General features: G+C 64.6%; 27 protein-coding genes. 16 read left to right on the top strand and 11 right to left on the bottom strand.

Translation table 11 applies throughout. The annotated features are described in order from the left end of the window. Nucleotides 1–48 precede the first annotated feature (48 nt). Both ABIB90_RS12350 and ABIB90_RS12345 read right to left on the bottom strand, forming a co-directional pair. Nucleotides 49–477 carry a hypothetical protein gene (locus tag ABIB90_RS12350; RefSeq protein ID WP_354160110.1) on the bottom strand — a complete coding sequence of 143 codons (429 nt, stop codon included), beginning with the start codon at nucleotides 475–477 and terminating at the stop codon, nucleotides 49–51. A gap of 162 nt (nucleotides 478–639) precedes the next feature. Continuing rightward, on the bottom strand, nucleotides 640–1329 hold the full coding sequence (locus ABIB90_RS12345; protein WP_035993509.1) for a hypothetical protein: 690 nt from the start codon (nucleotides 1327–1329) through the stop codon (nucleotides 640–642). A gap of 218 nt (nucleotides 1330–1547) precedes the next feature. Here ABIB90_RS12345 and ABIB90_RS12340 point away from each other — a divergent pair, with 218 nt between their 5' ends. Continuing rightward, nucleotides 1548–1736, top strand: coding sequence for an RNA polymerase sigma factor region1.1 domain-containing protein (locus tag ABIB90_RS12340; RefSeq protein WP_354127286.1), 189 nt, complete (start codon nucleotides 1548–1550; stop codon nucleotides 1734–1736). A 112-nt stretch (nucleotides 1737–1848) separates the two neighbouring features. Here the strand turns inward: ABIB90_RS12340 and ABIB90_RS12335 are convergent, their stop codons facing one another. The 4 genes from ABIB90_RS12335 to ABIB90_RS12320 form a co-directional block, all read right to left on the bottom strand. Beyond that, entirely contained in the window at nucleotides 1849–2637 is a 789-nt protein-coding gene (locus ABIB90_RS12335; protein ID WP_354160108.1) for a helix-turn-helix transcriptional regulator, read from the bottom strand. A gap of 63 nt (nucleotides 2638–2700) precedes the next feature. Continuing rightward, nucleotides 2701–3906 (bottom strand): LLM class flavin-dependent oxidoreductase, encoded by a 1206-nt coding sequence (locus ABIB90_RS12330; RefSeq protein WP_354200739.1) that lies wholly within the window; start codon nucleotides 3904–3906, stop codon nucleotides 2701–2703. Between the two features lie 81 nt (nucleotides 3907–3987). Next, a complete protein-coding gene (locus tag ABIB90_RS12325) occupies nucleotides 3988–5226 on the bottom strand; it encodes an acyltransferase family protein (RefSeq protein WP_354200738.1) in 1239 nt (412 codons plus the stop codon). Between the two features lie 87 nt (nucleotides 5227–5313). After that, nucleotides 5314–6441 carry an AraC family transcriptional regulator gene (locus tag ABIB90_RS12320; RefSeq protein ID WP_354200737.1) on the bottom strand — a complete coding sequence of 376 codons (1128 nt, stop codon included), beginning with the start codon at nucleotides 6439–6441 and terminating at the stop codon, nucleotides 5314–5316. A gap of 207 nt (nucleotides 6442–6648) precedes the next feature. On the opposite strand from ABIB90_RS12320, the gene napE reads away from it, so the two are divergent. The 6 genes from napE to ABIB90_RS12290 all read left to right on the top strand — a co-directional run bounded on the left by napE (nucleotide 6649) and on the right by ABIB90_RS12290 (nucleotide 12203). After that, nucleotides 6649–6834, top strand: a complete 186-nt coding sequence (gene napE, locus ABIB90_RS12315; protein ID WP_007596178.1) for a periplasmic nitrate reductase, NapE protein — start codon at nucleotides 6649–6651, stop codon at nucleotides 6832–6834. Between the two features lie 26 nt (nucleotides 6835–6860). Further along, on the top strand, nucleotides 6861–7175 hold the full coding sequence (locus ABIB90_RS12310) for a chaperone NapD (RefSeq protein WP_354200736.1): 315 nt from the start codon (nucleotides 6861–6863) through the stop codon (nucleotides 7173–7175). Nucleotides 7176–7191: 16 nt separating this feature from the next. Continuing rightward, a complete protein-coding gene (napA, locus tag ABIB90_RS12305; protein WP_354200735.1) occupies nucleotides 7192–9705 on the top strand; it encodes a nitrate reductase catalytic subunit NapA in 2514 nt (837 codons plus the stop codon). Next, nucleotides 9702–10172, top strand: a complete 471-nt coding sequence (locus ABIB90_RS12300) for a nitrate reductase cytochrome c-type subunit (protein WP_354200734.1) — start codon at nucleotides 9702–9704, stop codon at nucleotides 10170–10172. Before napA ends, ABIB90_RS12300 begins: the two co-directional genes overlap by 4 nt. Continuing rightward, on the top strand, nucleotides 10169–10822 hold the full coding sequence (locus ABIB90_RS12295) for a NapC/NirT family cytochrome c (RefSeq protein WP_354160094.1): 654 nt from the start codon (nucleotides 10169–10171) through the stop codon (nucleotides 10820–10822). The genes ABIB90_RS12300 and ABIB90_RS12295 overlap by 4 nt, the downstream gene beginning before the upstream one ends. Before the next feature lie 265 nt (nucleotides 10823–11087). Then, nucleotides 11088–12203, top strand: coding sequence for an ATP-dependent DNA helicase (locus ABIB90_RS12290; RefSeq protein ID WP_007596183.1), 1116 nt, complete (start codon nucleotides 11088–11090; stop codon nucleotides 12201–12203). A 126-nt stretch (nucleotides 12204–12329) separates the two neighbouring features. Here ABIB90_RS12290 and ABIB90_RS12285 read toward each other — a convergent pair whose 3' ends face one another. Then, nucleotides 12330–14027: a caspase family protein gene (locus ABIB90_RS12285; RefSeq protein WP_354200733.1), complete on the bottom strand. Its 1698-nt coding sequence runs from the start codon at nucleotides 14025–14027 to the stop codon at nucleotides 12330–12332. 244 nt (nucleotides 14028–14271) lie between these two features. Here ABIB90_RS12285 and msrA point away from each other — a divergent pair, with 244 nt between their 5' ends. The 4 genes from msrA to ABIB90_RS12265 all read left to right on the top strand — a co-directional run bounded on the left by msrA (nucleotide 14272) and on the right by ABIB90_RS12265 (nucleotide 16219). Continuing rightward, nucleotides 14272–14976, top strand: coding sequence for a peptide-methionine (S)-S-oxide reductase MsrA (gene msrA, locus ABIB90_RS12280; protein WP_007596185.1), 705 nt, complete (start codon nucleotides 14272–14274; stop codon nucleotides 14974–14976). Between the two features lie 45 nt (nucleotides 14977–15021). Next, nucleotides 15022–15441: a peptide-methionine (R)-S-oxide reductase MsrB gene (gene msrB / locus ABIB90_RS12275; RefSeq protein ID WP_354160088.1), complete on the top strand. Its 420-nt coding sequence runs from the start codon at nucleotides 15022–15024 to the stop codon at nucleotides 15439–15441. Nucleotides 15442–15549: 108 nt separating this feature from the next. Continuing rightward, complete coding sequence (locus ABIB90_RS12270) at nucleotides 15550–15714, top strand: DUF3309 family protein (protein ID WP_007596187.1); 165 nt, start codon at nucleotides 15550–15552, stop codon at nucleotides 15712–15714. A 211-nt stretch (nucleotides 15715–15925) separates the two neighbouring features. Beyond that, nucleotides 15926–16219 (top strand): hypothetical protein, encoded by a 294-nt coding sequence (locus ABIB90_RS12265; protein ID WP_007596188.1) that lies wholly within the window; start codon nucleotides 15926–15928, stop codon nucleotides 16217–16219. Between the two features lie 77 nt (nucleotides 16220–16296). Here ABIB90_RS12265 and ABIB90_RS12260 read toward each other — a convergent pair whose 3' ends face one another. Both ABIB90_RS12260 and ABIB90_RS12255 read right to left on the bottom strand, forming a co-directional pair. Beyond that, entirely contained in the window at nucleotides 16297–16854 is a 558-nt protein-coding gene (locus tag ABIB90_RS12260; RefSeq protein WP_354200732.1) for a DUF4112 domain-containing protein, read from the bottom strand. Nucleotides 16855–16915: 61 nt separating this feature from the next. Next, on the bottom strand, nucleotides 16916–17341 hold the full coding sequence (locus tag ABIB90_RS12255) for a DUF5413 family protein (protein ID WP_007596190.1): 426 nt from the start codon (nucleotides 17339–17341) through the stop codon (nucleotides 16916–16918). Between the two features lie 143 nt (nucleotides 17342–17484). Between ABIB90_RS12255 and ABIB90_RS12250 the strand changes: the two genes are divergently transcribed. The 3 genes from ABIB90_RS12250 to ABIB90_RS12240 all read left to right on the top strand — a co-directional run bounded on the left by ABIB90_RS12250 (nucleotide 17485) and on the right by ABIB90_RS12240 (nucleotide 18526). After that, nucleotides 17485–17730, top strand: a complete 246-nt coding sequence (locus ABIB90_RS12250; protein WP_007596191.1) for a cysteine rich repeat-containing protein — start codon at nucleotides 17485–17487, stop codon at nucleotides 17728–17730. A gap of 37 nt (nucleotides 17731–17767) precedes the next feature. Further along, complete coding sequence (locus tag ABIB90_RS12245; RefSeq protein WP_354160085.1) at nucleotides 17768–17995, top strand: hypothetical protein; 228 nt, start codon at nucleotides 17768–17770, stop codon at nucleotides 17993–17995. Between the two features lie 261 nt (nucleotides 17996–18256). Beyond that, on the top strand, nucleotides 18257–18526 hold the full coding sequence (locus ABIB90_RS12240; RefSeq protein ID WP_354160083.1) for a hypothetical protein: 270 nt from the start codon (nucleotides 18257–18259) through the stop codon (nucleotides 18524–18526). Between the two features lie 165 nt (nucleotides 18527–18691). Here ABIB90_RS12240 and ABIB90_RS12235 read toward each other — a convergent pair whose 3' ends face one another. Together ABIB90_RS12235 and ABIB90_RS12230 are read right to left on the bottom strand one after the other, a co-directional pair. Beyond that, nucleotides 18692–20314: a hypothetical protein gene (locus ABIB90_RS12235; RefSeq protein WP_354200731.1), complete on the bottom strand. Its 1623-nt coding sequence runs from the start codon at nucleotides 20312–20314 to the stop codon at nucleotides 18692–18694. A gap of 37 nt (nucleotides 20315–20351) precedes the next feature. Further along, on the bottom strand, nucleotides 20352–21644 hold the full coding sequence (locus ABIB90_RS12230) for an adenylosuccinate synthase (RefSeq protein ID WP_354160079.1): 1293 nt from the start codon (nucleotides 21642–21644) through the stop codon (nucleotides 20352–20354). A gap of 405 nt (nucleotides 21645–22049) precedes the next feature. On the opposite strand from ABIB90_RS12230, the gene mgtA reads away from it, so the two are divergent. Continuing rightward, nucleotides 22050–24548, top strand: coding sequence for a magnesium-translocating P-type ATPase (gene mgtA, locus ABIB90_RS12225; protein ID WP_354200730.1), 2499 nt, complete (start codon nucleotides 22050–22052; stop codon nucleotides 24546–24548). A gap of 153 nt (nucleotides 24549–24701) precedes the next feature. Further along, complete coding sequence (locus tag ABIB90_RS12220; protein WP_007596200.1) at nucleotides 24702–25634, top strand: DMT family transporter; 933 nt, start codon at nucleotides 24702–24704, stop codon at nucleotides 25632–25634. The last annotated feature ends 49 nt before the right edge of the window (nucleotides 25635–25683 follow it).

The raw sequence follows: 25683 nt of genomic DNA, 5'->3' as shown, positions 1-25683 counted from the left end.
ATGCCTTCAAGCGCCGCCGTCTGTCCCCAGCGATTGGGACAAACGGCCTTAGGGCGTGTCTTCGCAACTCGAATGGCCCACGACGGGCGTCGACCAGACATCCGCCTGCGAGCGACCATGCATCAGCCAATAGTCGTTCTGCCAGCTCTCGTAACCAAGCAATTCGCCAAAGCGCCGTTCGCGATCATCGGACCAGGCTCCGGGTTCGTTTAGGAGCGCAAGCATGGCATCAACCCGCCACTCATGGCCGGGCAACGCGTAGAAGAGGCTCCGATATTCGAACTGCGGCGCGTCAGGACATGCTTCGATCAGCTCGCGTCTTGTCAAGCAACCCTCAGTGACGTGCCTGTCGAACATGCGCCAATATCGAATGCAAATATCTGGCTCCTGGCCAACGATGTCCATGAAATACGCGAGCGGCTTGATACCCCTCAGCATCAAGCCGAGCTCTCTGTTGGTGTGAACCAGATAAGGCATTTGACAAATCCGCTCAGGATACATGTTGGGCATGTTGGTCGCGCAACGTTAATTTCTGCTGAGAGTCTCTTGCGGACGCGCCAGCTGGCGCCGAGCTTTTCAGGGTGGCCGAAACATCTCGCCCCGCCAGACCCGCCCCCCTTCGTTTCGTACCCGAGTTCATTACTCCAAAGCACCCGCTATGCGTCGCGTGAACCGGCGGAATCCAACGCGTAGATCTCTCACCCTGAACATGAGGGTTATGAGCCATTCTGGCGTTCCCAGATGACGGAGTGTCTGCGCAATTCCCTGATCCATGCTCTGGCTCATATTCTGGTCGGTGTAATGCGTGCTCCCCTCACGGCTCCAATCAAGTCTCCAAGCGATCTCTTCTCGCAACGCGTCGACGCCCGACAGACGCCGAGCAAAATCCAACTCTCTTCTGGCGCAGATCCGCTCGATCCGGGGGCGGACGGCTTCATAGTAGTGGATGCCCCAGTTCTCGAGCCTTGCGTGGGTCGCCTCGTGTACGATGGCGGACGCGATCCACTCGACCGTCGTGCTTTCAGAATCGACGACACGCGCGTCGAGCAGGCAGGCGTTTATTGAATGCTGATAGCATCCGGCGCCGTGCGGAACCAATTGCACCCAGATTCGAAAAAGACTCTTCTTGATGCGCCGGTAGTGAAGTGGAGCAAACCGTTCGATCAGCCGCAGCGCGGCTTCGACGCGTTGCAGGGCTCGCTCGGGATCATCCGATAAAGATCCGATCCAGAGGCCGTCGACAACGCGGCTTTTCGACATCCACAGCCCGATTCTATCGATGAGCGAAGGTCCTGTCGCTGGGGAGCCGCGAGACATGGTGGTCGACATCTCTTCCGATCGAGCTAGCAGATCTCAAAGCTAATACAGGAGCTCCGCTTCGGCGGGTTTTACGATTTGGTTCCAACTTTATCGATCGCGGAGGCGATGTCCGCATCGGGTTTGGCACCGGGCCGGAGATCCGGCCCTATCCCGGCAGCAGCCGTGCAGGACGAAGCTTCGATGTTCGCTTATGGACCAGACCCGTCCCTCTTCCCGTATAGTAGAGGCTGCTGAAGCGGAGAGAACATGAGCGTGGCGGAATCATTCGACGTGCCATCGAAATCGGCGAACGGAACGGCAAGATTACCTTCGATGAACTAAATCAGCTGTGTGACAGCAGCACACTTGATCCCAAAGACGTTGAACGCGTTCTCAACGCCCTGAGTGAAGCGGGGATTTGGATTGAAGGAGACTGAAACCTGACTCTGGTTATATCGCCTACAATGGGTCACAGAGCGACAGTCCCGGAGGGCGGCAGCGTGTCCGCCTTGCTCTCGGAAGCAGGGACTCGCGGGCCTGGAGTACCCCTTAGTTCAGGCCGCGTGGACCGGCGAGCAGGCGCAGCACGATTCCAAACAATTCGTTCTGCGCGGAGATGCCGAGCTTCCCATAAGCGCGCTTGCGATAGGTCAGGGTCGAATGCAGGCCGATGCCGAGCTTTTGCGAGATCGCCTCTGAGCTGAAGCCGAGCAGGATGTGGCGGCAGACCTCCTGCTCGCGCGGCGTCAGTGCTGCAAGCGGCGCGCGCGTCGCGAACAGCGCGGCGAGGTTCTGGTCGAGCGGCGCGGTCGCGGCCTGCTGGAAATGGCGTGCGACGCTGGCACCGATCGCCGGTGCGATGGCCTCCAGCCGTGCACGCTGGGCGTCGCTGAAGCGGCCCTGGGCGGTGATGCGGTAGAAATTGACATAGAAGCAGGTGTCGCCGGTCCAGATCGCGGTCGCGCATTTGTCGACGATGCCGGAATCGGCAAAGAAGATTTTTCGGTAGCGGGCGCCGTACATGCGCGGCGCGAAGGCGGGCAGCACGAGCGGCGCGCGACCCTCGCCTTCGAACAGCGCATCCCGGTTGGGATCGGATTGGTGGAACTGCCCGGCATAGGCCGCACCGAGATCGCCGCCGATGGGGATGTTGCCGGCATCGAGCAGGCAGTGTGCGGCGCCCGCGCGGCTCAACGCGAACACCATGCAGTGACCGACCCCGGCCTGCCGGCGCAGTGTATCGATCAGGATATCAGGGAAATCCGGGCGACCGATGGCGAGCACCGCGGGGGTGATGTCGCCAGCTGCCAAACCTGAGCCTGTCCCGTGGGCCCGCATCGTTCTCTCCCGGCCGCGTTTTGCCGAAGCCTAGCAGCAAAGACGGTAGGCTGGAAGACGCCTCTACCCCGCCGCCGCCTTCGCCGGCGCGACGCTGACCGCGAGCTTGCCGTAGCGGTCGGTGAAGGCCTCCGTGTCGATTTCCTCCAGCTTGATCTCGCCGCTCATCACGCCCTGCTTCCAGGCCGCCTGCGCCGGATCGTTCTGGAATTCCGGCATCACCTCGCGGCCGAACAGCTCCAGCGATTCGCAGATGTGCTCGTGGCTGTTCTTGCCCGCTTGGTTGAGCAAAATGACCTGGTCGATGTGCGAGCCCTGGAAGCGCTTCAGCTTCCTGCGGATCGTCTCAGGCGAGCCGATCAGGCCGCCGCGCAGCGCGGCCTCCTGCGCCTCCGGATTGTCGCGCTTCCACTTGTTGTACTCGTCCCACATGTTGATGGTGTAGGGCGCGGGACGCTGGCGATTCTGCGAGGCACCGTAGAAGCGCAATGCGAACTGGAAGAAGGTGGCGCCGTCGGCGCGGGCGCGGGCCTCCTCGTCCGTCTTCGCGCACATGAAGAACGACACCAGCGCCATGTTCGGGTTGATCTCGTAGTCGGCGAGCTTGGCGAGACGTTTGGTCATGGCGTTGTAATAGGCGTGCACCCAGGCATGCGCGGCATCCGCGCTGACGAACTGGAAGCCGAGCGCGCCAAAGCCGTGGCGCCCGGCGCGCTCGATGGTCGGCAGCTGCGAGCACGCCATCCACAATGGCGGATGCGGCTTCTGCACCGGCTTCGGCACGACGTTGCGCAAGGGGATGTCGAAATATTTGCCGTGATGCTCGCTTCCTGCGTCCTTGAACATCGGGAAGATCGCAGCGACGGCCTCCTCGAACACCTCTTTCTTGGTCTCCATGTCGCGGCCGAACGGCGTGAGCTCGGTGATGGAGGCGCTCTCGCCCATGCCGAATTCGCAGCGGCCGTTGGAGAGCAGATCCAGCACCGCGACGCGCTCGGCAACACGCGCCGGGTGGTTGGTGGTGAGCTGGAGGATGCCGTGGCCGAGCCGGATGTTCCTGGTGCGCTGGCTCGCGGCCGCGAGGAAGGATTCCGGTGAAGGCGAGTGCGAGTATTCTTCGAGGAAGTGATGCTCGACAACCCAGGCGTGGTCGTAGCCGAGCTGGTCTGCGAGTTCCATCTGCGAGAGCGCGTTCTGATAGAGGCTGAGTTCGTCGCCGGCCGCCCACGGCCGTGGCAGTTGCAGCTCATAGAAGATGCCGAACTTCATGACGCCTCTCCCAAGTTTTCTTGAGATTTCTTGCCGCTTATATTTTTGTTGCGCGCATCTTAATGGGTGGGGCGGCGCTGTCTATGCAGTCGCAATTCCGCCTTGCGGGAGAAGGCGCTTTTCGCCGCGGCGGCCATTCAGTACCACACCGATGAAGGTGAAGCGCACCAGCAGATGATAGCTCGCCAGCATCGGAGGAAGCGCGACGATGAGAATAACGCCGCACTTGATCAGCCCGGGCCAGTCGAGCTGCGACAGCGCGACCTGCAGCGCCATCACGATCGGCAGGTGGATCAGATAGAGCCAGTAGGATGCATCGGCGAGGTAGCGCCACGTCCGACTGAAGCCGGACATGAAGCGGAGGGCGAAGCCGAGGACCGCGAATGTGGAAACCCAAATCGCCGGTCCGTAGAGGATGGCGGAGATCAGCCTCAGCGTGGCGAAGCTGACCCGCAGTTTCGGCGCGGCAGGCGACGACAGCATCACGCCTGACAACGCGAAGCTGACCAGGATCAGGAAGAGCGCGAGCAGGACATACGTCAGCCAGCGTCGCTCGATGAGCCGCAGCAGATCGACCTGCCGATGCAGGAGCCAGCCGACGCCGAATGCGGTGCCGAAGCCGACCCAGGCCTGCGCGTTGGTAACGAGCGATTGATCCGGCGTCCTCACGCCCATCACGTTGATCCATCGTGGGTCGAGGCAGAAGGCGATGCCGATCGGGATTGCCAGAACCAGGGGAGCCAGCGGATTTCGCATGATCCGCGCGAAGACCCGGTCAAACACTGTGCGTAGCGTACCTGATATATCAAGCCGGACAATTGCGCCGCGCAGCAGGAGCGTCGCGACATAGAGCTCCAGCAGCACATACAGAAACCAGAGATGGGTCAGGGGAAACTTGGGCAGTGCCGGCAGCCAGCCGGACGTGGGGTGGATCGGACCGCCATTTGGAAAGTGAGATGCCCAGATCACGATCAGAACTATCGGCATGAACACGAGCGGCCAGCCGATCACCAACGGCAGGCCGATCCGCTGCAGCCTGTCCCTGACGAAGCCCCAACTCCCCCGGCGCTGAACGCTCATGCGGGCAAAGAAGCCCGCCATCAGAAAGAAGGTCGTCATCCGGAAGACGTGGATGGTAAAGGACAGCAGGCCCAGAGCGACGCTTGGATGGGTGTCCTGGATAATCCAGAACCGGGGCGAGGCCGGCACAAACGACAATGTCGCGTGCAGGACGATGCCGAGCAGCAGGGCGCCACCCCTGACTGCGTCGAGAGCATGGAGCCTCTCCGATACAGGGGCGGCGGCGATCAAGTGGGACATGAATAGGCTCGTTCCGGCTGGATGGGAATTTATGCTGGACGGTTTAGCCAATCGGCACAGGGCCTTCTCGCCTGATCCAAAAATCGGCTAGCCGATTTCGCGGCGCGGCTGGCTGAGTTCAGCGCTGTCGGGCCGGCTCAGCGCCTCGCGCCGGAATTCGGTCGGAGTTACGCCGGTCTCGGCCTTGAAGGCCCGGTTGAAAGGTCCGATCGACTGGAAGCCTGCATCCATCGCGATGGTCAGCACCGGGACCTCGCGTTGCGTCGCGTCGGACAGCGCCAGCCTGGCGTCCTCGATACGGTAGCGGTTGAGGAAAGCATTGAAGTTGCGATAGCCCAGTCCTTCATTGATCGCTTGGCGCAGCCGATGCTCGGGAACGTCGAGCCGCGCCGCGAGCGCGCCGATGGCAAGACCCTCCTGCCGATAGGTTCGCTCCACGGTCATCAGATGGTCGACACGCCGGAGCAGGATCGGGTCGACAACAACCCGCCCCGCGGTGGCGCGATCGGCGACCTGGGCTAGCTTCCCCGCCTCGCCGGATGCGATCGCGGCCGTGGCGTCATTGACGGCCATCGCCGGCGCGCTGAACAGGCCGATGCCGGCAAGCATGGCCACCACGAACAGCCCGAGCGCGGTCGGGAGACTGCCGGGCGCACCGGGAACCGCGACGGGAATTGCGGCGAAGCCGGCGACCGCGACGGTCGCGATGAGCACGACATTGATCGCAAGCATCGCGAGCCGCAGTCGGCGTCGCCGCGCAACCAGATCGGCGCGCCAGGTCTTGACCGTCTGAACCGCGGCAGCGAGGGCCAGCACCAGGGTGGCCAGAGCCAGGACTCGCCCGCCTGCGCCGGCCAAAGCGGGCCAGTTCGCCCAGGCCAGCGTGATCGCAAATCCGAAAGCCACGATGCTCAGCCACAGGGCGCCGTGCCAACGCCTCAGCACGAAATCGTCGTCGAACGCCGCGCGCGCCCACAGCCAGAAGACCGCAGGCTGCGCGGACAGGATCGGCAACGTCCACCACCAAGCCGTTTTGGGCAGGCTGGGCGCCGTCGCGATCGCATAGAATATGCCGCCTGCGCACATCGCAATGCCCAGCAAAGCCTGTTGGCCGGTCGCACGACGCAGCAACGCCACGAGAACGATCAACAGGAACACGCCGCTCGCCGCGCCGCGAAGTCCGAGATCGATCGCCGTCAGCCCTGTCGCGGTCACAAACTCGGTTCCCCGTTCGATGCCAAATTGTCGCATCGCCTTTGCACGGGTACAACCCAAACTTGCACTTGTGGTCTGGCGGCAGCCATCATCGCAACTCGACGGATTGATCCAGATCAAGGCGTCAGTGGTCCTGCTGCTTCTAAAGTGCGGCAAGGCAACGGCCCGGATGCCGTCCCAATCCCCACATTCCAAACGAGACCGAATATGTCGGCCCCAGACGACGCGACTTCGCGCGTGCGCCGTAAGCGCATGGAGATTTTCGCTTTCCTGTTCCTGACCGCAATCGTGATGCCCGTCCTCGCGGTCGGAACGGTGGGCTCGTACGGGCTCGGCGTCTGGATCTACCAGATGTTTGCCGGCCCTCCCGGCCCGCCGCCCTCCCCGCATTGATCTCCTCGAAGCGAAAGACAGGCATCATGGCCGAATCCAAACTCAACCGCCGCGCATTGATCACCGGCCGGGTGCTCAGCACCGACCGCGTCGTCGCGCCCCCCGGGTGCGAGATCGCCAGCATCATCGTGCAGGCACGCCCCGAGCGGCTGGACCAGCTGGAAGCCGCGATCACCGCCCTTCCCGGCTGCGAGATTCACGGCCGCGATGCGCGCGGCAAGCTCATCGTCGTGACCGAAGCGCCTGATGCCGGCAGCCTCGGCACGCTGCTCAACACCATCCAGTCGCTGCCCGACGTCTATTCGGCGGCGCTGGTCTTTCACGCCATCGAAACGGCTTAAGGCCGGGAGAGTCGTCATGACATCGCCAAAGCTCGACCGCCGCCAGATGCTGAAGCTCGAGGCCGCCGCCATCGCGGCCGCCGCTGCGGGCATGCCGGCACCGGCGCTCGCCGCGAACCTCGTCGCCGAGCGCGACGTCGCCGAACTGAAATGGGACAAGGCCGCGTGCCGTTTCTGCGGTACCGGCTGCTCGGTGATGGTCGCGACCAAGAACAATCGCGTCGTCGCCACCCACGGCGACATCAAGGCCGAGGTCAATCGCGGCCTCAACTGCGTCAAGGGCTACTTCCTCTCCAAGATCATGTACGGCCACGACCGCCTGACGCAGCCGATGCTGCGCAAGACGGCGGGCAAATACGACAAGAACGGCGAGTTCACGCCTGTTACCTGGACCGAAGCCTTCGACATCATGGAGGTGAAGTGGAAGGAGGCGATCAAGAAGCGCGGGCCGAACGGCGTCGCCATGTTCGGCTCCGGCCAGTGGACGATCTGGGAAGGCTATGCGGCCGTGAAGCTGTTCAAGGCCGGCTTCCGCACCAACAACATCGATCCCAATGCGCGCCACTGCATGGCTTCCGCCGTGGCCGGCATGATGCGCACCTTCGGCATCGACGAGCCGGCCGGCTGCTATGACGACATCGAGGCCACAGATGCCTTCGTGCTGTGGGGCTCGAACATGGCGGAGATGCATCCGATCCTGTGGACGCGCCTCGCCGACCGCCGGCTCTCCGCGCCGCATGTCCGGGTCGCCGTACTCTCGACCTTCGAGCACCGCTCGTTCGATCTCGCCGACATCGGCATGGTGTTCAAGCCGCAGACCGATCTCTATCTGCTGAACGCCATCGCCAACCACATCATCAAGACCGGCCGGGTCAACAAGGACTTCGTTGCCGCGCATACGATCTTCAGGCGCGGCCAGACCGACATCGGTTATGGTTTGAGGCCCGAGCATCCGCTGCAGAAGAAGGCGACGGGCGCGGCGAAGGCCAACGATTCCACCGAGATGAGCTACGACGAGTACGTCAAGTTCGTCTCCGAGTACACGCTGGAGAAGGCGGCGGAGATGTCGGGCGTGCCGCTCAACCGGCTGGAGGCGCTGGCCGAGCTCTATGCAGATCCCAAGACCAAGGTGGTCTCGTTCTGGACCATGGGCTTCAACCAGCACACCCGCGGCGTCTGGTGCAACAACCTCGTCTACAACATCCACCTTCTGACCGGGAAGATCTCCTCGCCCGGCAACAGCCCGTTCTCGCTGACCGGCCAGCCCTCGGCCTGCGGCACCGCGCGCGAGGTCGGCACCTTCTCGCACCGCCTGCCGGCCGACATGGTCGTGACCAACAAGGAGCACCGCACCAAGGCCGAGCACATCTGGCAGCTTCCGGAGGGCACCATTCCCGACAAGCCCGGCGCCCACGCCGTGCTGCAGAGCCGGATGCTGAAGGACGGCCTGATCAACGCCTATTGGGTGCAGGTCAACAACAATCTGCAGGCCGGTCCGAACGCCAACGAGGAGACCTATCCGGGCTTCCGCAACCCCGATAATTTCATCGTGGTTTCCGACGCCTACCCATCCGTCACGGCGCTCGCCGCCGATTTGATCCTGCCGACCGCGATGTGGGTGGAGAAGGAAGGCGCTTACGGCAACGCCGAGCGGCGCACGCAATTCTGGCACCAGCTCGTCCCCGCGCCCGGCGAGTCCAAGTCCGATCTATGGCAGCTCATGGAGTTCTCAAAACGCTTCAAGATCGAGGAGGTCTGGCCCGAGGAGCTGATCGCCAAGAAGCCGGACGTGCGCGGCAAGACTCTGTTCGACGTGCTCTACAAGAACGGCCAGGTCGACAAATTCCCGACATCGGAGATCGAGGACGGCTACGCCAACGAGGAGTCCAAGGCGTTCGGCTTCTACGTGCAGAAGGGCCTATTCGAGGAATATGCCGCGTTCGGCCGCGGCCACGGCCACGACCTCGCGCCGTTCGACGCCTATCACCGCGAGCGCGGCCTGCGCTGGCCCGTCGTCAACGGCCAGGAAACCAAATGGCGCTTCCGCGAGGGGAGCGACCCCTACGTCAAGCAGGGCACCGAGGTGCAGTTCTACGGCTATCCGGACGGCAAGGCGCGCATCTTCGCCCTTCCTTACGAGCCGGCAGCGGAATCGCCGGACAACGAATATCCCTACTGGCTCTCGACCGGCCGCGTGCTCGAGCACTGGCATTCCGGCACCATGACGCGCCGGGTGCCCGAGCTCTACAAGGCCTTCCCCGAGGCCGTGTGCTTCATGCATCCTGATGATGCGCAGGAGGCGAAGATCCGCCGCGGCGACGAGGTGAAGGTGGTCTCCCGCCGCGGCTTCATCCGGGTCCGCGTCGAGACGCGCGGCCGCGACCGGCCGCCGCGTGGCCTCGTCTTCGTGCCGTGGTTCGACGAATCCAAGCTGATCAACAAGGTGACGCTGGACGCCACCGATCCGATCTCGCTGCAAACCGATTACAAGAAGTGCGCCGTGCGCATCGAGCGGGTGAACGTGTCATGATGAAACGATTTGGAGTAGCGCTGCTCGCAGTCGCGATCGCGGCTGGCGCGAGTTCGCTGACCGCGCAGACGGTGACGTCAGGCCTGCGCGGCCCGACCCCGCTCAACGACGAAGGGCCGGCGCCGCCGATGCTGCCGAACCGCAACACCTCCGAAAGGGAGGTGCGCAACTATCCGGAGCAGCCGCCGGTGATCCCGCATGCGATCGATGGCTATCAGGTCGATCTCAACGGCAACAAGTGCCTGTCCTGCCATGCGCGGGCGCGCATCGCGGAATCGCAGGCGCCGATGGTCTCGATCACCCACTTCATGGATCGCGACGGCCAGTTCCTGGCTTCGATCTCGCCGCGCCGCTTCTTCTGCACGGAATGCCATGTGCCGCAGAACACGGCGACGCCGCCCGTCAGCAACGACTTCACCGACATCGACACGCTGCTGTCGCGCACAAGCCCCGGTGGTCGCCGATGACGACGACCACTGATGAGCCCGACGAGGGAATGAAGGCCAAGGGCGGTTTCGTCGCACGAAGCTTGGACTTTGCGCGCGAGCTCTGGCAGGTGCTGATCCGTCCGAGCTCGGTGTTCGGGCTTGGTGTGCTGGTGCTGGCGGGCTTCATGGCCGGCGTGATCTTCTGGGGCGGCTTCAACACCGCACTGGAATTGACCAACACCGAAAAATTCTGCACCGGCTGCCACGAGATGAAGGACAACGTCTATGCCGAGCTGAAGTCGACCATCCACTTCGCCAACCGCTCCGGCGTGCGGGCGACCTGTCCGGATTGCCACGTGCCGCACAACTGGACCGACAAGATCGCCCGCAAGATGCAAGCCTCCAAGGAGGTCTGGGGCAAGATCTTCGGCACGATCGATACCCGCGAGAAATTCCAGGATCACCGGCTCGAGCTGGCGGCGCATGAATGGGCGCGCTTCAAGTCCAACGATTCGCTGGAATGCCGCAACTGCCACAGCGCCGATTCCATGGACATCACCAAGCAGTCGCCGCGGGCCTCGGTCGCCCATCAGCGCTTCCTGTTCACCAAGGAAAAGACCTGCATCGACTGCCACAAGGGCATCGCTCACCATCTGCCCGACATGCGCGGCGTTCCCGGCTGGCAGTAGGGACGAGGCCTGAGCGAGCGCCTCGTCCTTCGAGACGACCGCTTTGCGGTCTCCTCAGGATGAGGCTCAGCGGCATCTTTGCCCTTCGAAATTGCCGCCGCGCACTCCGCCCTCATCCTGAGGGCCCGCCAACGGCGGGCGTCTCGAAGGATGGGCCGCGGAGAACGGCCTCGAATTGCGATGGCCCCGCGCTTGAACCGGCGGTGCGAATGGTTAGTTTTGGGACTGGCGAATCGCTCCGTTTCGCCCCCTCCTCAAGACAGACATGGCCACATTCACCCCGCATCAGGATGCCGCGCTCAAGGCCGTTGGCGACTGGCTCAAGGCCAAACCCGGCCGCAACGGCACGCCGCCGGTGTTCCGCCTGTTCGGCTATGCCGGTACCGGCAAGACCACGCTGGCGCGGCACATCGCCGACGGCGTCGACGGCGAGGTGAAGTTCGCCGCCTTCACCGGCAAGGCGGCGCTGGTCATGCGCAACAAGGGGTGCGACGAAGCCTCCACCATCCATTCGCTGATCTATCGCACCCGCGAATCCGGCGAGGAGCAGCCCAGCTTCGAGCTGTGGGACGACGCCCCGGCCTCCAAGGCCAAGCTGATCGTGATCGACGAATGCTCGATGGTCGATGCCGAACTGGGCCGCGACCTGATGTCGTTCGACTGCCCGCTGCTGGTGCTGGGCGATCCCGCGCAGCTGCCCCCGATCCAGGGCGGCGGCTTCTTCACCAACACCGAGCCCGACGCGATGCTGACCGAGGTGCACCGCCAGGCCCAGGACGACCCGATCGTGCGGATGTCGATGGACGTCCGCGAGGGCCGCGAGCTCGACATCGGCCGCTACGGCGAGAGCGAGGTGGTGTCGCGCAAGGAGCTCGACCCCGATCGCGTCATGGCCGCCGACCAGGTGCTGGTCGGCCGCAACAACACGCGACGCGCGTACAATATGCGGGTGCGCCAGCGCCAGAACATCGAGGACGTCTTCCCCGTCGCCGGCGACAAGCTGGTCTGCCTGCGCAACAACCGCAAGAAGGGCCTGTTCAACGGCGGGCTGTGGCGCGTGAAGTCGCGCAACACCTCGCGCTCGAAATCCCGCATTCTCAGTATGAGGCTGTCGCCGGACGAGGATCTCGGGCACAAGGTGACCAAGGTCTCGGTGCGCGCTGATTGCTTCGAGGGCGGCGTCGAGGCGATCGCCTGGGAGCAGCGCAAGCCCTATGACGAGTTCGACTACGGCTACGTGCTGACCGTGCACAAGTCGCAGGGCTCGCAATGGGACGACGTCGTGCTGTTCGACGAGAGCTTTGCGTTTCAGGAGAGCCGGGCGAGGTGGCTGTACACGGGGATTACGCGGGCGGCGAAGCGGCTGAGCATTGTGGTGTGAAGCCCGTAGGGTGGGTTAGCCGAAGGCGTAACCCACCTCTTCTGTCTCCTCGGATCGCAACAGTGGTGGGTTACGCCCTGCAGATGCGCTTTGCGCATCTGCAGGGCTAACCCACCCTACGAAACCTCACTTCCCCACAACAAAATAAAAATCCTCTCTTCCCGGCGGCGAGCCGTATGAAAACGGCTGCTGCTCGTGCTTGGTCACAAGCCAGACGTCGTCGCGGACGATGTCGAACAGCTTCCTGATCTCGACCTTCGGCTCCTTGATCTCGCGGGCGAGCGCGGTGGCGAACGGGCTGTCGGCGCCGCCGTCGCCGTCCATCGCGGTCTCGCCGTGCTTGGCGGCGTAGACCACCATGAAGCCGGCGCCGGGCTCGATGTTGGAAAAGCCCTTGTCGACCAGCTTGAGCGACAGCGTGCGCTGCATGGTGGGCGCGAACGGATTGTCGCGGCAGGCATCCAGCATGACCAGACGCACTTTTCGCGCAGCGCCCACCGCCGCGATCACCTGCTCCAGCGCAACCGCCTGGGTCTCGGCGTCCCTGTCGGCGGCAAGCTTGGCATCGACGGGAACGAGATAATTGACGCCGCCGATCTCGAAACCATGACCGGCGTAATAGACCACCGCCCAATCCGCCTTCTCCGCTTCGGCCGCAAACGTCTGCAACGCTTCGAAGAACTTGTCGCGGGTCAGATCGCTGACGGATATCACGGTCTGGAAGCCAACGTCGCGCAGCGCGGCCGCGATCATTTTCGAGTCGCGTGGCGGATTGGGCAAGGCGTGGACGTTCTTGTAGGCGCCGTTGCCGATCACAAGTGCCACACGGCGCCCCGCGGATCCGGCTGACGGCTGCGGTGTCAGCGCAGCCAATCGCTCCTGCGCGATGGCGCGGGCGCGCGCGACGTCGAGCTCGTCGAACTTCGTCAGCGAATAGGCCGCCGCACGATAGTCGGCACGGGCCTGGGCGAGATCCTTCTTGCGCTCGTAGATCTGGCCGCGACCCGAATGTGCGCGCACATTGTTCGGGTTGATCTGGATCGCAATGTTGTAGTCCTTCAGCGCGGCGTCGAGATCGCCTTTCAGCATGTTGACGTCGGCGCGATTGTTGATCGCGTACGTGTTCTTCGGCTGCTTCTCGATCAGACCGTTGCAGTCGGCGAAGGCCTGGTCGTACTTGCCCATCATGCCGTAGGTGATGCAGCGATTGCCGGTGATCTGCTGCGCGGCCGGTTCGATCTTCTCGGCCTCCGCGAAATCGGCAATGGCGCCTTCAAAATCCTGCATCAGCGTGCGCACGCGGGCGCGGTTGGTGTAGCCGAGCAGGAACTTGGGCGCGTATTTGATCGACAGGTTGAAATCGTCGAGCGCGCTTTGCAGCGCACCCCGGCGCAACTGGATGATGCCGCGGTTGTTGTAGGGGACACCGTAGGTCGGGCGCTTCTGGAGCGCGAGGTTGTAGTCCGCCATCGCATGGTCGTCCTGGCCCGTCCGCTCATAGGCGAGGCCGCGCAAATTGAGCGTGACGACGTTGTCGGGATCGAGATCGACGGCCATGGACAAGGTCTCGATCGCGTGGCCGTAGTCGCGCTTGTTGATCAGCGTATTGCCGCGCACGGAGAGCGCGATGCCCTTGTCCTTGCCGGTGACACGGTCGGCGTTGAGCAAATTGTCGCAGGCCTGCGCCCTCGCCTGCGCATCCGCCTGGCGGTCGCGGCAAATGGCAAGGTCGTCGCCGGGTTGCGGTGCGGCCGCCGCGATCGAGTTCCAGCCGGGCAGGATGGCGAGAACGACGATGAGGGTCAGGGATGCGACGCGCAGCATGTTGTCAGGTCAGCTCCAGCCATCATTCTTTAGGTCGATCACCGATCGCGCCGGTTCATCTAGCGCGGAGTTCCGGTCCTCGCCAAGCCGGGCTGCTCCAGGCGGCGCGTTTCACAGACTCGTGTCCGTCCGGCCGTAACAATCGCCCGGTCCGCCCGTATCTCGAATGTCCGAAAATGCCGGGCAGGCTGTTCGCCCGGCCCCAACCGCCCTAGACTGTCAGACCTTCGGAAAGAGGATCGCCATGCGCCGACCTGCCGTCCTGTCCCTGCTCGCCGCAACCACCGCCCTGACGCTGGCCTTTGCCGCGCCGACCCGAGCCGCAGAGGATGCGGTCGTGATCCCCGCTCCCGCCGTTGACGCGACGCCCGCAAGCGGGATCCAGACCGCCGTGATCGCCGGCGGCTGCTTCTGGGGCGTGCAGGGCGTGTTCCAGCACACCGCGGGCGTCGTCAACGCGGTCTCCGGCTACGCCGGCGGCACCAAGGCGACAGCCGACTACCAGACCGTATCGAGTGGCCGGACCGGCCACGCGGAATCCGTCGAGATCAAATACGACCCGAAGAAGATCTCCTACGGCAAGATCCTGCAGATCTACTTCTCGGTGGCGCACGACCCGACCCAGCTCAACCGGCAGGGCCCCGACAGCGGCACGCAATATCGCTCGGCGATCTTCACCACGTCCGACGAGCAGAAGAAGGTGGCCGAGGCCTATATCGCCCAGCTCAACGGCGCCAAAGTCTTCAGCAAGCCGATCGCGACCAAGGTCGGCGCGCTGGAGGCGTTCTATCCGGCGGAGGCCTACCACCAGGATTATCTGACCCTGCACCCGAACCAGCCCTATATCGCCTACAACGACCTCCCGAAGGTCGAGAACCTGAAAAAGCTGTTCGCGGATAACTATATCGAGAAGCCGACGCTGGTGAGCGCCAGCAAGGCCACCAACTGATCGCAAGATCAGCGAAAACAAGTTCACCGAAAAAACGGGAGACCCATGCCCGATACCAAGACGAAAACCACGGACGACAAGGTCATCAAAAGCGAACAGCAATGGCGCAACGAGTTGTCGCCGATGCAATACGCGGTGCTGCGCGAGAAGGCGACCGAGCGTCCCTTCTCCGGCGAATATGAGCACGACCACCGCGCCGGTACCTACACCTGCGCCGGCTGCGGCAATGTGCTGTTCGAGTCCGACGCGAAGTTCGATTCCGGCTGCGGCTGGCCGAGCTTCACCCAGCCCGCCGCCGAGGGCCATATCGACGAGGAGCGGGACGTCAGCCACGGCATGGTCCGCACCGAGGTGCTGTGCGCCAAGTGCAGCGGCCATCTTGGCCATGTCTTCCCCGACGGCCCGGGGCCGACCGGCTTGCGTTACTGCATCAATTCCGCAGCGCTGAAGCTCGAGCCTAAATAAACCTTGCGCGCCGCCAGGTTCCGCCATGGAACCCGGCGGCGCGATGTGCTTTTCTTCCCTGGTGGTGCGGCCGGCCATGGCGTTGCGGCGGCCGCCAGGGAGGATGCCATGACGCTTGGGACCATCCTGATCATCCTGGTGATCATTTATCTCGTCGGCGGCTTGTCGGGCCGCATCGGTGGCTACGGCTACGGAATGGGTCATTCCGGCATGGGGATCGGCGGCCTCGTCCTGGTGGTACTGCTCGTGCTGCTGCTGCTTGGCAAGCTATAAACCATCCAAGCTGCTGATATTATTGCAATTTCCAGAGTTGCGGAGCTGCCATGCGCCGATTCATCATCTCGCATCGCGGGGGTCGCAATTTTGTCAAAACAGGCTATATTAGAGGACGAAAATGACATGTGCGGCGCCCACTCAATGGTGGCCTCTGCCCGTCCCAACCCCACGCGCTTAAAGCCCCAGAGAGATCACGAGGTCTTTGACCATGCGTCCACTGCGTCCGTTCAACTTCAACACTTCCGCCGAACTCTTCCCCGCTGCGATCCGCAAGAAGAAGCGTGCAGGCTTCACCTATCGCCGGTTCGGCACCGCGGCCGAAGCCGTGCAGTTCGCGATGGAGCAGTTGCCGACGGACTCGCTGAACGGCGCCTATCTTCAGGTCGAGGAAGCGCGCTTCGACCAGAACGGCATCCGCTCGCTCTATGAGAGCGAAGCCTTCCCGCTGCCCCGTCACCGCAAGCCGGTGGAAGCCAGCACCGACGCCGCCGACGCGGCGTAAATTTTCGTAGCGACTGCGATGTGCGTTGAAAGCGCGGTGGCCGAAAGGCCGTCGCGCTTTTTGCGTTTTCGGGAGTGTCAGATGCGCGGCTGCTTGTCGAGCCAGCGGCGCAGCAGGCGCACGTTGCGCATGTTGGCCCGGAACATGACGTCAAAGGCGTCGCCCGCGAACGGCACTATGCCGACGACGCCGTCGAGGGCGACATTGCCGAGCATACGCGCGGTGATGTACCAGGGCGCCCCGAGCGCCCTCGCCTCTCGCACCAGCCAGAGCGAGATCGCGGTGGTGATGATGTCACCGATGACGGGGATCAGTCCGATCAAGCCGTCGATGCCATAGCGGATATTGGTTCCGGGCAGCACAAAGGCGACGTCGAGCAGCTTTGCGATCGCCTCGATCCGCGCGATCCGCTGCTCGCGCGTCAGATTGCCGAACGGGTTGCCGGCGAAGGGACTGTCCTTCCCGAACTCGAAGCGAAACTCGCGAAAGCCCTGCTCCAGTGTTTCGGGCCGGATCTCACGACCTTCCTGATCGATGATCGGCCCACGCCCCTCGCTGCCCGAAGAGGCCGCACCCGGGCGGCTTCCCGAACGGGATCGACGCGGGGCAAGAATATCGTCATCGGACATGGTCATGGCCTGTAGGGAACGCACCAGCACGGCGGAGGTTGCTGCGGCGTGATCGAAGGTCGCGCCCTCAAGTCGGTGCCGCCGCCGGCTGCGGCTCCGCGACATATCTGTGCACGAGCCAGGATGAAATCACCGCCGGCACGAACCCGACGAGGCCGTACAGGATGAACTGCACCGCGCCCGAGTCCGGCCCGCGCGAGCTATAGGTCAGCGAGGCCAGGATGAAGGCGAACACGCCGACCAGCAGCATCCGCAGCACCGGGCCGATCCGCCGGATGTGGACCAGGATGTCGTCGACCGCCCCGATCATCAGCGAGGGCAGGAAGCCGAACAGATAGCTGTATTGCAGGGATTTGAAGAACACCGCGAACAGCTTGCCGACCTCAGCGAGACTGGTCTGGGTCCAATAGCCGGACTGATAGGTCGTCGTCAGCAGCAGCAGGAACCCGCCCACGAATGGGCCAACCAGCGCAAACACGAGATAGCGTTTCATCAGGCACCCTCATCCTTCGCCCCGTTATAGCAGCGCCGCAGGAACCTTGAATAGCGGCGGCGCGGGCTCTGCCCTGGGAACAAGCGGCATAACGACGAGTTCAGACAGGACCTGAAACTCACCTGTCAGATTTGGAGCCGCCGATGTCCCGCAAACTGTTCTTCCTGGCGACGATCGCGCTGACGGCCGTGAGCGGCCTGTCGAACGCGCCCGCTCTCGCACAAGGCCATATGGGTTCGCCGCAGGAGCAGCAAGCCTGTTCGCGGGACGCCTCGCGCTTCTGCCGCAAGGACCTCGGCAACGACGGTGCGGTGCAGAATTGCCTGCAAGCCAACCGAGCCAAACTGTCGCGGTCTTGCAGCAAGGTCTTTCAGAGCCACGGCATGTGAGGACCGGAACCATCCCCGGCGAACGGAGAGTGAAGCCATGTTGCGCGACGAACAGCTCTCGATCCTGAGGGACATCAGCCAATCCATCGCCTTTGCCGACGACCGGCACGGCAAGATAGGCGAGCTGATCGCCGACGGTTACGTGATGAAGGACGGCGATCTGTTCGAGCTCACGGCAAAGGGCGTTACGGCGGTCGAGGAGCACGCAGCGCTTAGCGCAAGCGATGCGGAACCAGCGAGCGCATCCTCCGATCGGTTGATCTGATCGCACGCGAGTCGCATTGTGCGTGACGTGCGCGCAACAATTGCGAATTCCTTTTCGCTTGGCATTGCGGCCGCGCGACAATGGCGCATACTTGATTCGGGCGGCGCAGCACTTTTCGATTCGAACATCACGAGAGATCGAGCAACCACATGCGGGATTGAGGTCCCGGCGTGATGGCTGAGACATGCGGCAGGTCAAGCCGCGTGCGGCGCCCCAAAAATCAAGTGGCTCAAGCCCACGGAACTCGGGGACGCATTCTGCATGACACGCAATCAGACGATCACAACTCTCTTCGCCCTCGCCACCACCATCGCAATCCCGACCTCGCCGGGCTTCGCGTTCTCGTCCGAAGCGCAGCAGATGTGCTCGGGCGATGCGATGCGGCTGTGCTCCAGTGAGATCCCCGACATCCCCAGGATCACCGCCTGCATGGTGCGGAACAGGTCGCAGGTCAGCCCCGGCTGTCGCGCCGTGATGGACCGCGAGCACGCCGCCGCGACATCGCGCAAGCGGGAAGCCACGGCGCAATAGAGAGAGAGAGAGCGTACCTGCGGCCATCCTTCGAGACGCCCGCCCAAGGGGCGGGCCCTCAGGATGAGGTCTCGTTTCGCGGCGAGATATCAAACCCTCATGGTGAGGAGCCCGCCGAGGCGGGCGTCTCGAACCATGCAGGCCGAGGTCTCACGGAGTAGAGATCTAGTCGCCCCACTGCGCGAAGGCGTCGTTGAAGGCGCGCTCGCCGGGAGCGCCCTTCTCGATGGCGATGATGGCGCGGCGCTGGTTGGCGTAGACCAGGGGCACGTCGAACCAGGAGCGCTCCTTCAGGAGCTGGACGTTGCGGCTGCGGTCGGCGTCGACGTTGGAGAGGCCGACCAGGAAGAAGCCGTCGGTGACCTTGACCGCGAGGCCTGCGAGCGGCGTGCCGCGTGCCTGCTCGTTCGACTTCATCAGGATGCCCGGCACGTTGGCGACGCCGCCGCCTGAAAAGTCCGCCGGCAGGACGAAGGTCAGCTCCGCGGTGTGGCTCGCCGGCAGCGAGGAGTCGGTGTTGCGGCGGAACGACATCGTCATCTTGAACTTGCGATCGGGGATCTCGATGTCGGCGCGCACGGCGACGTCGGCCTTTTGGTTGCCCGACGCCTTGATCGGCTCGAGCCGCCACACCACCGAGCCGACATATTGCTTGCCCTTCGGATCGGATGGATCCTCGTCGTAGAGCACGACCTTCTGCGCCACCGGCGCGACCGGCTGGTCGCTGGCCGAGGGCTGGCCGACGCGATCCGGGATCTTGGGCTTGCTCTGCGGCTGAGACGAATCCTTGGGCGCCTCCACCACTTGCGTCGGCGAAGACTTCAACAGGTTGGTCGCGGTCTGGACCAGTTGCTTGCCCCACAGGATGCCGGCACCGACCAGGATCAGCACGATGCCGACGGCGATCGCGCTCTTGAACGGAAACACGGAGCCGGTGCGGGCGCGCTTCTTCTTCGGTTCGCGGTCGAGAACGGGGATGTGCGGACGCTGCGGCTGCGACTGCGGCGCGTAGCGCTCAGCTTCCTCGATCGATTCGTCGTAGGAATACGGCGCGTCCGCTCCGGCCGCGCGATTTTCCAGGCTCGGCTCGAGCCGATCGAATTCCGGCGAGGGCGAGGGCACGTTGGCGTAGGTGCGGCGCGCCGCGCGGTTGGCCTGCGCGGCGGCGCCGCCGAGATCGTTGGCGTCGGCCGTGATGTCGCGGAAGCCGCGCACGCCCGGTGCCGGTGGCAGCGGCGGCGGAGGTCCCATGTCGGGCGGACGGCGCCCACCGGCGCGATCACGTCCGGCCGGCGGAGGCTCCGGCATCGACGGCGGCGCCGACGGACCCTGCGGCCGCGGCGCATCGAAACGCGGAGCCCGCGGCGCACGCGGGGCGTCGCCCTGGTCATCAACGTTGAACGAGGGCCGGTCGGCGCGCGGCGGCGGCGGAGCCGGACGGGTACGCGGCGGGGCAGCGGTTTGGGGCGCGGGCGAGTTGCCCTCGGTGGCGCGGGTGCTGGCGCGGCGGAAGGCGTCGCCGCTGCCGCTGCTGCTGCGGGTGCCGCCACCGGGGCGCGAGGCCTCGCGGGCACGCTGGGCAGCCTCCGATTCGACCTTGCGGACGGCCTCTTCCAGCGAGAGCCGCTCACGGGTGATCTCGGATTCGGAGAGCGGCGGCTGCACGCTGCGGAGCTGCGCGATCAGCGCCGTGCGCGCCCGCTCGTAGAGCGCGCGACGGCTCTCGCCGGGAGCGTTGGGGTCCAGGGCGGCAATAGCGCGGGCGATCAGCGGATAGTAATCAGCCATTTCTACTCAATTATACGCGCGTCCCGGTAAGAGATCGTTAAGCCTCAAACGGATTTTGTACCAGGATAGTATCCTCGCGTTCAGGGCTCGTGGAAAGCAGTGCGACCGGGCACCCCACCAATTCCTCGATCCGGCGGACATATTTGATCGCCTGGGCCGGCAGCTGGGCCCAGGACCGCGCATTGGCGGTCGGCTCCTTCCAGCCCTCGATGGTCTCGTAGATCGGCTCGACCCGGGCCTGGGCCCCCTCACCCGCCGGGAAATGATCGATCTCCTTGCCGTCCAGCTTGTAGCCGGTGCAGACCTCGATCGTGTCGAAGCCGTCGAGGATGTCGAGCTTGGTCAGCGCCAGACCGTTGATGCCGCAGGTCCGGACCGCCTGGCGGACCAGAACCGCATCGAACCAGCCGCAGCGGCGCGGGCGCCCGGTATTGGTGCCGAACTCGCGGCCGCGCTCGCCGATCTTGCGGCCGGTCTCGTTGTCCTGCTCGGTCGGGAACGGGCCCTGGCCGACGCGGGTCGTATAGGCCTTGCAGAGGCCGAGCACATAGCCGACCGCGGCGGGGCCGAGTCCCGAGCCGGTCGCGGCCTGCGCCGCCACCGTGTTGGACGAGGTGACGTAAGGGTAGGTGCCGTGATCGACGTCGAGCAGCGCGCCTTGCGCGCCCTCGAACAGCATGCGCTTGCCGGCGCGCCGTTCGATGTCGAGCAGACGCCACACGGTCTCGGCATAAGGCAGCAGCTGAGGTGCCAGCGCGGTCAATTCATTCAGGATCTCCTTGCCGTCGAACTCCGGCAGGCCGAGGCCGCGGCGCAATGCGTTGTGATGCGCCAGCAGCCGGTCGATCTTGTGCGGCAGCGTGTCGAGATCCGCGAGGTCCATCAGGCGGATGGCACGGCGGCCGACCTTGTCCTCGTAGGCCGGGCCGATGCCGCGGCGGGTGGTGCCGATCGCGGTCGCCGCATTGGCGGATTCGCGATGCGCGTCGAGTTCGCGATGGAGCGGCAGGATCAGGGTGACATTCTCGGCGACCCGAAGATTGTCCGGGCTGACCGCGACACCCTGCGACCGCAGCTTGGTGACCTCGTCGAGGAAGGCGGCGGGATCGAAAACGACGCCATTGCCGATCACCGACAGCTTCTGCTCGCGCAGCACCCCCGAGGGCAGCAGCGCCAGCTTGTAGGTCTTGCCGTTGATCACCAGCGTGTGGCCGGCGTTATGGCCGCCCTGGAAACGGACGACGATGTCCGCCTGCTCCGACAACCAGTCGACGATCTTGCCCTTTCCTTCGTCGCCCCACTGGGCGCCGACGACGACAACATTGGCCATTCGCGGGTAATCCCTATGCAATCTGTTAGATGCGCCCAGCCCAATCACGGCCGGGGCCGCTCGAACGCGAGGCAGCCAACCGGATAAAGGATGCAGCCTCTGTAAGCAAGCAAGAACGGGGCTTTTTCGGGGCCCAATGCGCTATCCAAGCCCTTGATATCCCCTAAAAATCCGCTTTGTCGGACGGGCTCTACGACGTTAGGCCCGGATGCGGCCGTCGACCACTTCGATGATGCGGTCGCAGCAATGGTCGAGCTCGAGGTCAATGCCGTGCAGCACGTCGTTTCAGTCGGCAGATGCCAACGAAGCCAGGCGCTCGCGGCCATCCAAATTGCGGTAGGTCAACAGGTTACACCGAATTTCGAGGCATTTGCCTGACGAGACAATTCGAATCGGGGGCCTTGCTTGTCGGACAGTCCAGCGCACGCCGACGACCGCTTCTGGCATCTTTCACCCGATCAATTATGCAAGCGACTGGGCTGCGGCCTCACCGGCCTGACCGCCGCGGACGCCTCCGAGCGCCTCGATCGCTTTGGGCCGAACAGCGACGCGCGGCCACGCGTCGAGGGGGCGGCGCGCGCGATCATGCGCCGGCTGCTGGAGCCGCTGTCTCTGATTCTGCTGGTTGCCGGCATCGTCTCGATGCTCACCGGCGACGATATCGGCGGGCTCATCATTGTCCTGATACTCGCGCTCTCGATCGGGCTCGACACTGTTCAGGAAGGCCACGCGTTGCAGGCCGCGGAAGTGCTCCGCCGATCGGTTGCGCTCAAGGCCGAAGTCAGACGTGACAACGACTTCCGCGAGATCGACGTCGATCGGCTGGTGCCGGGCGACATCCTGCGCGTCCGTTCAGGCGACATCATTCCCGCGGACGCGCTCATCCTGGAGTGCACAGCCTTCACCGCGGGCGAAGCGGCGCTCACCGGCGAACCCTATCCGGTACAGAAGCGCGCCGGTGCCATCACCGACCCGGACGACACGTCGAATGCACTGTTTCGCGGCGCCGTCGCGCAAACCGGCGAGGCGATCGCGCTCGTCGTCAGGACCGGACGCGACACAGTGTTCGGAGCGGCGGCCTCCGCGCTTGCCGAGGCCCAGATGCCTTCGCCGTTCGAACGCGACTTGCGCGAATTCGGCCTCGTGATCGCGCGCGCCACACTGGCGTTGGTGCTGGTCGTGCTCAGCGTCCGCGTGGTGTTCGGCCGCCCCGTGATGGACTCGCTGCTGTTTGCCGTCGCGCTCGCGGTCGGGCTGACGCCGGAACTGCTGCCGATGATCACCACGGTGACGCTGTCGCGCGGCGCGCTGCGCATGGCCGGCCGCAAGGTGATCGTCAAGCGCCTCGCCGCGATCCACGATCTTGGCGCCATGACCGTCTTGTGCACGGACAAGACGGGCACGCTGACCTCGGCCGAGATCACGCTGGCCAAGAGCCTCGATGCCGCCGGCAAGGACGATGCCCGCGCCGCGCGGCTCGGCGCCATCGCCGCGAAACTCGGCGGCGATCGCGGCTCGCTCGACGCGGCGCTGGTTGCCGGCCAGTCGAATGCCGCACAGGGCTGGACCCTCGCCGGCAGGCAGGCGTTCGACTTTTCACGGCGGCTGGGATCCGTGCTCGCGACCGGTCCCGAAGGCGCGCTGCTCATCGTCAAGGGCGCGCCTGAGGCGGTGCTCGAGCTGTGCGTGATGGTTGACGGCGCCCGGACCCGCGCGATCGCCCGCGTGCACGAGCTCGCGAGCGAAGGGCTCCGCAGCATCGCGATCGCCTCGCGCCCGTGGACCGGCGCAACGCGCGAGGTCGAGACCGAAGACGAGACCGATCTCGTCTTCGAAGGTTTTTGCGCCTTCGCCGATCCGCCCAAGCCGACGGCCGCGGCCGCCATCGCACGGCTCGCGGCAACCGGCATCACGCTGAAGATCCTGTCGGGCGACGATCCGGTGGTGGTGAAGCGGCTCGCCGGCCTGGTCGGGCTGAACGCCGATCGCGTCCTATCGGGAGCCGACATCGCCGAGCTCAGCGACGAAGCACTGGCGGTCCAGGTTCAATCGACCGACGCCTACGGCCGGCTTGCGCCCGATCAGAAGTCGCGCGTCGTGAAGGCCCTTCAGGCCGGCGGCGCTGTGGTCGGCTTCCTGGGCGACGGCATCAACGACGCTCCGGCGCTGAAGGCCGCCGATATCGGCCTGTCGGTCGAAGGCGCGACCGGCGTGGCGCAGGCCGCCGCCGACATCATCCTGCTCGCCTCGGATCTCGAAGTCGTCGCCGACGGCGTCGAAGAGGGCCGGCGCACCTTCGCCAACATCATGAAATATGTCCGGATGGGCGCGAGCTCGAATTTCGGCAACATGCTGTCGATGGCGATCGCCTCGATGGCGCTGCCGTTCCTGCCGATGCTGCCGACGCAGATTCTGCTCAACAACCTGCTCTACGATCTCTCCGAGCTCGGCATTCCCTTCGACCAGGTCTCGCGCGCGGCCACCGCGCAGCCGCAGGTCTGGAGCATGACGCGGCTGGTGCGTTTCGCCGCGATCATGGGGCCGCTGTCCTCGGTCTTCGACTTCCTCACCTTCGGCGCCCTGATCATGCTGTTTCAGGCGTCGCCGGACGAATTCCGCACCGCCTGGTTCATAGAGTCCATGGCGACGCAGATCCTCGTGATCTTCATCATTCGCACCAACGGCCGACCGTGGCGCAGCTGGCCCGATCCGGTGCTGTCCGTCTCATCGCTGGTCGCCTTGCTGGTCGCAATGGTGGTGCCTTTCACGCCGGTCGGCGCCTGGTTCGGCTTTGTTGCGCCGCCACCGCTCATGATGGCCGGCATCGCGCTTCTGGTGGTCGTCTATCTCGCCTGCGCCGAACTGTTGAAGCCGTTTGCGATCCGTGCCGGACTGAAGCGTTGAGCGGGTTCCGGCCGCCGCCGTGCATGGACGCGATGCGCCTCGCGCCATTGATATCGGCCGGATTTCCGTGTCTTTGAACGGGCCGGGTTTGAACTGGCCCGGGTGCCACCGGGCCGGAGGCTCGGCGCATGACGCGGAGCCACAACAATCACGATGTCCGCCACCGACGAGACCACCGGCGCCGCCACGTCCGGCCACAACTGGATCGCCAACCAGCCTTATCTTCTGCTCAGCATCACCGCGCTGTGCTGGGCCGGCAATGCCATCGTCGGGCGGCTCGCCGCCGGTCACATCCCGCCGGTGACGCTGTCGTTCCTGCGCTGGTTCTTCGCCTTCCTGCTGGTGCTGCCGTTCGCCTGGAAACACCTTGCGCAGGACTGGCCCGCGATCCGCGGCAAGCTCGGCCTGATGGTCACGCTCTCGATCACCGGCATCGGCGCCTTCAACACGCTGCAATATTGGGCGCTGGAGCATACGCAGGCGCTCAACACGCTGCTACTTCAGTCAGCCGCGCCGCTGGTCGTGGCGCTGTGGTCGCTCGCCATCCTCGGTATCAGGCTCACCGCGGCGCAGGCCTTCGGCGTGCTGCTGTCGATGTGCGGCGTGCTGATCATCCTGCTGCATGGCGATTTCACCACGCTGTCGAATATCGATTTCAACAAGGGCGACCTCATCTTCGTCGTCGCGCTGATCATCTTCGCGCTCTATTCGGTGCTGACCTTGAAGCGGCCGCCGATGCACGGCCTGTCGTTCCTCGCCTTCACGTTCGGCTGCGGTGCTGCCTGTCTCATTCCGCTGGAGATCTGGGAGCTGTCCGCGCGCCCCATGATGAAGCTCGACGGGCCGAACCTCCTGACCCTGTTCTATGTCGCGGTGTTCCCCTCGACGCTCGCCTATCTCTGCTTCAATCGCGGAGTCCGGCTGATCGGCGCCAACCGCGCCGCGCCCTTCTTCCATGTCGTGCCGGTGTTCGGCTCGATCATGGCAATGGTGTTTCTGGGCGAGCACCCCCAGGCGTTCCATTTCATCGGCTTCGCGCTGGTGCTGGCCGGCGTGTTCGTGGCGTCACGGAAGCAGGCGGCATAGGTCCTCCTTCTCCGTCGTAGGAGAAGGAAAGCGCCGTGCCGCGCGGCAG

Source organism: Bradyrhizobium sp. JR4.1, from assembly GCF_040548605.1.
Taxonomy (GTDB): Bacteria; Pseudomonadota; Alphaproteobacteria; order Rhizobiales; family Xanthobacteraceae; genus Bradyrhizobium; species Bradyrhizobium canariense.
The sequence above is the reverse complement of the archived record's forward strand: the minus strand, read 5'-3'. Positions and strand labels throughout refer to the sequence as shown.